The organism is Pseudomonas rossensis, from assembly GCF_039888995.1.
In the GTDB taxonomy this organism is placed as follows: domain Bacteria; phylum Pseudomonadota; class Gammaproteobacteria; order Pseudomonadales; family Pseudomonadaceae; genus Aquipseudomonas; species Aquipseudomonas rossensis.
Genome location: NZ_JBBWCB010000315.1, coordinates 1 through 710, shown reverse-complemented (window position 1 = coordinate 710; position 710 = coordinate 1). Strand labels below are relative to the sequence as shown.

General features: G+C 57.6%; 1 protein-coding gene. It reads left to right on the top strand.

The features are described 5' to 3' along the window. Positions 1-710: extracellular solute-binding protein (locus WLY71_RS30660; protein ID WP_347806575.1), on the top strand; the 710-nt coding region annotated here is incomplete at both ends.

Sequence of the window (710 nt, the reverse complement as noted above, 5' to 3'; positions counted from 1 at the left end):
ACTGGACCGATTACATCGGCGAGACCACTCTCGTCGACTTCCAGGCGAAAAGCGGGATCAAGGTGATCTACGACGTGTTCGATTCCAACGAAACCCTGGAGGGCAAACTGCTCGCCGGCCGCACCGGGTATGACGTGGTGGTGCCGTCCAACCACTTCCTCGCTCGCCAGGTGAAAGCCGGCGCGTTCCTGAAGCTCGATCGTTCGCAGCTGCCCAACTTCAAGAACCTCGACCCGAAACTGCTGGCGCTGCTGGAGAAAAACGATCCGGGCAACGAACACTCGGTCCCATACCTGTGGGGCACCAACGGCATCGGCTACAACGTCGACAAGGTCAAGCAAGTGCTCGGCATTGACCGTATCGATTCCTGGGCCGTGTTTTTCGAACCGGAGAACCTGAAAAAACTCAGTCAGTGCGGCGTGTCGATGATGGATTCGGCCGATGAAGTGTTCCCGGCGGTCCTCAATTACATGGGCATGGACCCGCGCAGCGAAAACCCTGAGGATTACAAAAAGGCTGAAGCCAAGCTGTTGAGCATCCGCCCATACGTCACCTACTTCCACTCCTCGAAGTACGTTTCAGATTTGGCCAACGGCGACATCTGCGTGGCTTTCGGTTACTCGGGTGACGTGTTCCAGGCCGCGAACCGGGCCAAGGAAGCCAAGAACGGCGTGAACATCGCCTACGCGATCCCCAAGGAAGGCAGTAAC